This window comes from Streptomyces sp. NPDC006450 (assembly GCF_040612195.1).
Lineage (GTDB): Bacteria > Actinomycetota > Actinomycetes > Streptomycetales > Streptomycetaceae > Streptomyces.
Genome location: NZ_JBEXPT010000089.1, coordinates 22,251 through 28,769, shown reverse-complemented (window position 1 = coordinate 28,769; position 6,519 = coordinate 22,251). Strand labels below are relative to the sequence as shown.

Genomic DNA, 6,519 nt, shown 5'->3' with positions numbered 1-6,519 from the left:
GGGGCCGCACGACGACCCCGCCGACGCGCTCTCCCCTCCACCCCCGGTGTCCCCCCGGGATCTTGGTGGCGCACGGATAAAACTAAGCGCTGCGTCAACGGATCCGGGGCCCCGAAGGTCCCGTGATCGATGACCTTGGACCCCTCCCGGACTCCACGGACCGGAACGCTACGGGCGGTCGAGCCGCAGCCGCTCCGCCCTCGGCAGACCCGCGACCACGAGGTCGTACGAGTCCTCGACCAGCTCCCGGACCAGCGCGTCGGGCAGCGCCCCCGGGCCGCCCGCGGTCACCGTATTCCAGTGCCACTTGTTCATGTGCCAGCCCGGCACGACCGCCTCGTGCTCCGCCCTCAGCCGCACCGCCTGCTCCGGGTCGCACTTGAGGTTGACCTTCAGCGGGTCGGCGTCCAGCGCGCTCAGCGCGAACATCTTCCCCAGCACCTTGAACACCGAGGTCTCCGGGGTGAAGGGGAATTCCTCCACGGCCGCGTTGAACCCCAGACAGAACGCGCGCAGCTCCGCCGGCGTCACTCCGTCTCCCCTTCCTGGCCCTCCACCGGAACCACCGGCTCCACCAGCACGGTCACGATCTTGTTCCGCCGGCCCGCCGGGGACTCCGCCGTCAGCCGCAGCGGCCGTCCGTCCGGCAGGTCCACCATCGCCGAGGCGCCGGCGATCGGCACCCGGCCCAATGCCTTGGCGAGCAGTCCGCCGACCGTCTCCACGTCCTCGTCGTCGAAGGAGTCCACCTTGAACAGTTCGCCGAGGTCGGTGATGTCGAGGCGCGCGGTGACCCGGTAACGGTCCCCGCCCAGTTCCTCCACCGGCGGGATCTCCCGGTCGTACTCGTCGGTGATCTCGCCGACGATCTCCTCCAGGATGTCCTCGATGGTGACGATGCCGGCGGTGCCGCCGTACTCGTCGATGACGACCGCCACGTGGTTGCGTACCGACTGCATCTCGCGCAGCAGGTCGCCCGCGTTCTTGGTGTCCGGCACGAACACCGCGGGCCTTATCGCGGTGGAGACCAGGTCGCTCTCCGCGTCCCGGCTGATGTGCGTCTTGCGGACCAGGTCCTTCAGGTACACGATGCCGACGATGTCGTCCTCGTTCTCCCCGGTCACCGGGATCCGCGAGAAGCCGGACCGCAGCGCGAGCGTGGTCGCCTGACGGACCGTCTTGTACCGCTCGATGCAGACCAGATCGGTGCGCGGCACCATGACCTCGCGCACGAGGGTGTCACCGAGCTCGAAGACCTGGTGCACCATGCGGCGCTCGTCGTCCTCGATCAGCGATTCCTTCTCCGCGAGGTCGACCATCGCGCGCAGTTCCGCCTCGGAGGCGAAAGGCCCCTTGCGGAAGCCCTTCCCGGGCGTGAGCGCGTTGCCGAGGAGGATCAGCAACTGCGGGATCGGCCCCATGATCCGGGCGAGCGGTACGAGGACGTAGGACGCCGCCGTCGCCGTGTTCAGCGGGTGCTGCCGGCCGATGGTGCGCGGGGACACCCCGACCGCCACGTAGGACACGAGCACCATCACGGCGATGGCCACGAGCAGCGCGGTCCAGTTCTCCCCGAACTCGTCGAGGCAGACGTACGTGACGAGCACGCCCGCCGCCATCTCGCAGGTGACCCGGACGAGCAGCGCGACATTGACGTAGCGGGTGGGGTCGCCGGCGACCTGGGCCAGCTTCGCGCTGCCGCGCCGGCCCTCCCGTACGGCCTGCTCGGCCCGGAAGGCGGAGATCCGGGCGATCCCGGACTCGGCGCACGCGGCGAACCACGCCACGACGACCAGCAGGACGGCCCCGGTGATCAGCTGAACATCACCGGTCATGAGACGGTCGGCGCCGGGGACGGGCCGGTCACGCCGTTCTCGCCGCGCCAGCCGTCGACGATGGCCGCCTGGAGGCCGAACATCTCGGCCTTCTCGTCCGGCTCCTCGTGGTCGTAGCCGAGCAGGTGCAGCACCCCGTGGACGGTCAGGAGCTGGAGCTCCTCGTCCATGGAGTGCTGCGTCGGCGCGTCCTCGCCCTGCTTCTTGGCGACCTCGGGGCAGAGCACGATGTCACCGAGGAGCCCCTGCGGGGGCTCCTCGTCGTCCTTCGACGGCGGACGCAGCTCGTCCATCGGGAAGGACATGACGTCGGTGGGTCCGGGCAGGTCCATCCACTGGATGTGGAGCTGCTCCATCGCGTCCTCGTCGACGACGATGACGGAGAGCTCCGAGAGCGGGTGGATCCGCATCCGGGCGAGTGCGTAGCGGGCGATGTCGAGGATCGCCCGTTCGTCGACCTCGGTTCCGGACTCGTTGTTGACGTCGATCGACATGGTGCGCTGATGTCTACTTCCGCTGGAAGCCGTTCCGCGACTGCTTCGCGTCCTGGCTGTCGTCGTACTTCTCGTACGCGTCGACGATACGGCCGACCAGCTTGTGCCGGACGACATCCTCGGACGTGAGCCGCGAGAAGGCGATGTCCGGCACGCCTTCGAGGATGTCCTGCACCTGCCGCAGACCGCTCTTGGCACCGCCCGGCAGGTCGACCTGGGTCACGTCACCGGTGACGACGATCTTCGAGTCGAAACCGAGCCGGGTCAGGAACATCTTCATCTGCTCGGGGGTGGTGTTCTGCGCCTCGTCGAGGACGACGAAGGCCTCGTTCAAGGTCCGGCCGCGCATGTACGCCAGCGGCGCCACCTCGATGGTCCCCGCCGCCATCAGCCGCGGGATCGAGTCCGGATCGATCATGTCGTGCAGGGCGTCGTAGAGCGGCCGCAGGTACGGGTCGATCTTGTCGAAGAGGGTGCCGGGGAGGAAGCCGAGGCGTTCGCCGGCCTCCACCGCCGGGCGGGTCAGGATGATCCTGCTGACCTGCTTGGACTGCAGGGCCTGGACCGCCTTGGCCATGGCCAGGTAGGTCTTGCCGGTACCGGCGGGGCCGATGCCGAAGACGATCGTGTGCTTGTCGATCGCGTCGACGTACCGCTTCTGGTTGAGGGTCTTGGGGCGGATGGTGCGGCCGCGGCTGGAGAGGATGTTCTGGGTGAGCACCTCGGCGGGCGTCTCGTCCGGGCCCTCGCCGTTGATGCTCGACTTGAGCATGGCGATCGAGCGTTCCACTGCGTCCTCCGTCATCGGCTGCCCGGTGCGGAGCACCAGCATCATCTCGTCGAACAGGCGCTGGATGAGCGCGACTTCCGCCGTCGCGCCGATCGCGCTGACCTGATTGCCCCGAACATGGATGTCGGCCCTCGGGAAGGCCTTCTCGATCACGCGCAACAGGGCGTCGCCCGAGCCGAGGACGGACACCATCGGATGGGTGGCCGGTACGGAGAAGTGGGCTCGCGCCTGCCCCGGCGCGGGGGTCTTGGCTGTCGGTGTCTGAGTCATGGGCCGGCACTGTGGCCTGCGCATACCTCCCACTGAGGGGCCGCGCCGATCGACGGCCACCGGACTTCCAAGCCTACGTCGCCGCCCCGCCATCCCCGAGGGGTTTTCCGGCCCCCCGTACGGGGCCCCGCGCGGGCGGGGCGGAAACAGGGCCGATCCGAGGCCGGGCACGGCCCGGCCCGGGCGGACGTGCAGCCCGCCCATGCGGCCGCCTGGAGCGTCCGCGCGCGTCCGGGGCGCTGGGCGTCGGGGGCGCGAGCGGCCGGGTGCGCTGGGCGGCCCGGCGCGAGCGGCCGGGTGCGCTGGGCGGCCCGGCGCGGGGTGTGGCCCCGTCCGGCTGCCCCCGTTCCCCGGCCGGCCAGGCCTACGCCGACTGGCGGAAGCCGATCGTCGGGACCGCGCGGCGCCTGCTGGCCGGGGTGGCGGCCCGCGGGACGAGGTCGTCCAGGAAGCCGTACCGCCCGCGCAGGGCCTCCGGGGCGGTGCGCCACCAGTGGGCCACCTCCGGCCAGCCGGGGGCTGACAGGGAGCCGCCGAACTCCTGCACCGACAGGGCGGCCGTCAGGCCCGCGAAGGCGAGCCGGTCCGCGAGCGGCCACTCGGCGAGGGTGCCGGTCAGGAAGCCCGCCACGTACACGTCGCCCGCGCCGGTCGGATCCAGGGCGTCGACCGCGATCGCGGGGACCTCGGCCGTCTCCCCGGTCCGCCCGTCCACCGCGTACGAGCCTTCGGAGCCCATCGTCACCACCGCGATCGGCACCTTCTCGGCCAGCGCCCGGGCCGCCGCGCGCGGGCAGTCGGTGCGCGTGTAGGCCATCGCCTCGCCCGCGTTGGGCAGGAAGGCCTCGCAGTGCTCCAGGTCGGCCAGCGCCCGCAGGTCCCAGCGCCCGCTGTCGTCCCAGCCGACGTCGGCGAAGACCCGGGCCCCGCGCCGGACCGCCTCGGCGACCCACGCCTCGCCGCCGCCCGGGCCGAGCGAGGCCACGGCCGCGCGGGCGCGGGGCGGGCACTGCGGGAACGGCCCGGGGCCCGCCGGGAGCGGGGCCTCGTGGCCGTGGGAGACCATCGTGCGCTCGCCCTCGTACGCCATCGAGACGGTGACCGGGCTGTGCCAGCCGGGCACGGTCCGTGACATCGACAGGTCGATGCCCTCGCCCTGTTCGAGGGCGTCCCAGCAGTACTCCCCGTAGTGGTCGTCGCCGAAGGCGGCGGCCAGCGAGGTGCGCAGGCCGAGCCGGGCGAGGGCGGTGGCCATGTTGGCGACGCCGCCGGGGCTGGACCCCATCCCGCGCGCCCAGGACTCCGTGCCGCGCACGGGGGCCGATTCGAGGCCGGTGAAGATGATGTCGAGGAAGACCGTGCCCGTCAGAAAGACGTCGCAGCCCGGTTCTTGGGGGTCGCGCAGCGGACCGAGCGGGTCCACGGCGGAGTCGAGGCTGTCCCGGCTGCTGCGACTTGTCACGATGTACTCCCCGTTCGGTCGGCGCGTGTTCTGATCTTGGCGGGTCGTTCCTGCATGGGGCTCAACTCCTCGTTGAGCACCACCCGAGTCCGCCCTCAGGTCCTCCCTACCGGGCGGGCCCGGAATACAGTGTGACGCAGATCACCGCCTGAACGCCCTTCTCGGAAGATCGGGCCGCTTGATAGATATGAGCCCCGCGCTCTTGCGGAATCTCACGCTCCACCTGCACCACCTGGAACACCCGTGCCCGACCGCACCCCCGCGCCGCCCGCCGTCCGGCCGCTCGTCGCACTCTTCACCTCCGGGTACGTCGCCCCGTACCTGCTGCCGACCGTCGTCGGCCGGCTCGACGCCCATCTCCCTCTGAGCCCCGCGCAGGCCGGACTGATCGGCTCGGTCCTGCTGCTCGGCTCGGCCGCCGCCGGGTTCACCCTCGCCTCCCGCATCCCGCGCCACGGGCCGCGTCCGCTGGCCCGGCTCGGGCTGCTGCTCGCCGTCCTCGGGTACGGCACGGCGGCCGCCACCGCGCAGCTCCCCCTCGTCATCGCGGGCGCCGTCGCCGGCGGCTTCGGCTCGGGCACGGCCACCGCCGTGGCCGCCTCCGGGATCGCGGCGCAGCGCGACCCGCACCGGACCTCCTCGCTGGGGCTGCTGTCGGTGTCGGCCACGGCCGGGGCCCTGTACCTGACCCTGCCCCTGCTCGGCGGCGGCCACCGGCTGCCGTTCGCGGCGATCGCCCTGGTCGCGCTGGTGTGCTGGCCGGCAACGGGCCGCCTCGACGGGGCCGACCGCACGGAGCACCCCGGCCGCGCCGACGGCACCGGCCGGACCGCCGTACGGGTCTCCGGGCGGCTGCCGCACCCGCGCGCCGGGGTGGTGCTCGCCGGGGCCCTGCTGCTGTGGTCGCTGGCCCAGAACGCCCTGTGGGGCGTCAGCGGCCGCATCGGCGCGCAGCAGGCAGGCCTGTCCGAGGTCACCCTCGGGATCGTCTTCGCGGCCGCGCTCGGCGCCGGGCTGCTCGGGGTCACCGCCGCCTCGGCGCTCGGGGCCCGGCTCGGGCGCGCGGTCCCGGTGGGCGTGGGCACGGCGGTCATCGCCTGCTGCGTGGTGCTGGCCTCGCACGCACGGGAGCTGGGGTCCTTCGCGGCCGGGGAGATCCTGTGGAACGCGGTCTACCCCGTCGTGCTCTCCTACGCCATCGGCCTCGCCGCCGCCCTCGACCCGCGCGGGCGCTGGGCCGTCCTGGTCGGTTCCGCGTCCTCGCTCGGCGTGGCCTGTGGGCCCGTCACCGGGAGCCTGCTCGCCGAGGGGGCGGGGTTCCCCGGCATGGGCCTGGTCCTCGGGGGCCTGCTGCTGGCGGTGGCCGTGCCGATGGCCGGGGTCGCCCTGCACGTCGGCGGCCGCCCGCTGACCCCCGGCTCGGTGCGCCGGCGCGGCGGGGCCCCGGCGGCCGTGCTCGCCGCCGGAGCCGGGACACCGGCCGGCTCGGTGCCGAGGGTCGGTGCGCGGGAGCTGGAGGTCGTGGAACTCCCGCAGCTCCGCGCCCGCCCGCTGCGCCTGCCCCCGCTCCGGGTGCTGCTGCTCTCCCCGGCGGCGGCCCGCCGGGGCCGCGAGCGGAGCGGCCGGCGGATCCGCACCGGCGTCTAGGCCGCCGGCCGACGCGAGGGT

The 6,519-nt window shown here is 73.0% G+C and carries 6 protein-coding genes; 1 reads left to right on the top strand and 5 read right to left on the bottom strand.

All coding sequences use genetic code 11. The features are described from left to right. Positions 1-168: 168 nt before the first annotated feature. The 5 genes from ABZY57_RS23515 to ABZY57_RS23495 form a co-directional block, all read right to left on the bottom strand. Positions 169-531 carry an MmcQ/YjbR family DNA-binding protein gene (locus ABZY57_RS23515; protein ID WP_356514935.1) on the bottom strand — a complete coding sequence of 121 codons (363 nt, stop codon included), beginning with the start codon at positions 529-531 and terminating at the stop codon, positions 169-171. Next, complete coding sequence (locus tag ABZY57_RS23510; protein ID WP_356514933.1) at positions 528-1,835, bottom strand: hemolysin family protein; 1,308 nt, start codon at positions 1,833-1,835, stop codon at positions 528-530. The genes ABZY57_RS23515 and ABZY57_RS23510 overlap by 4 nt, the downstream gene beginning before the upstream one ends. Then, a complete protein-coding gene (gene ybeY / locus ABZY57_RS23505) occupies positions 1,832-2,329 on the bottom strand; it encodes an rRNA maturation RNase YbeY (protein ID WP_356514931.1) in 498 nt (165 codons plus the stop codon). Before ybeY ends, ABZY57_RS23510 begins: the two co-directional genes overlap by 4 nt. A gap of 13 nt (positions 2,330-2,342) precedes the next feature. Continuing rightward, positions 2,343-3,389 (bottom strand): PhoH family protein, encoded by a 1,047-nt coding sequence (locus tag ABZY57_RS23500; protein WP_356514929.1) that lies wholly within the window; start codon positions 3,387-3,389, stop codon positions 2,343-2,345. A 364-nt stretch (positions 3,390-3,753) separates the two neighbouring features. Then, complete coding sequence (locus ABZY57_RS23495) at positions 3,754-4,812, bottom strand: PfkB family carbohydrate kinase (RefSeq protein ID WP_356514942.1); 1,059 nt, start codon at positions 4,810-4,812, stop codon at positions 3,754-3,756. A 282-nt stretch (positions 4,813-5,094) separates the two neighbouring features. On the opposite strand from ABZY57_RS23495, the gene ABZY57_RS23490 reads away from it, so the two are divergent. Continuing rightward, positions 5,095-6,498: an MFS transporter gene (locus ABZY57_RS23490; RefSeq protein ID WP_356514927.1), complete on the top strand. Its 1,404-nt coding sequence runs from the start codon at positions 5,095-5,097 to the stop codon at positions 6,496-6,498. Positions 6,499-6,519: the final 21 nt, after the last annotated feature.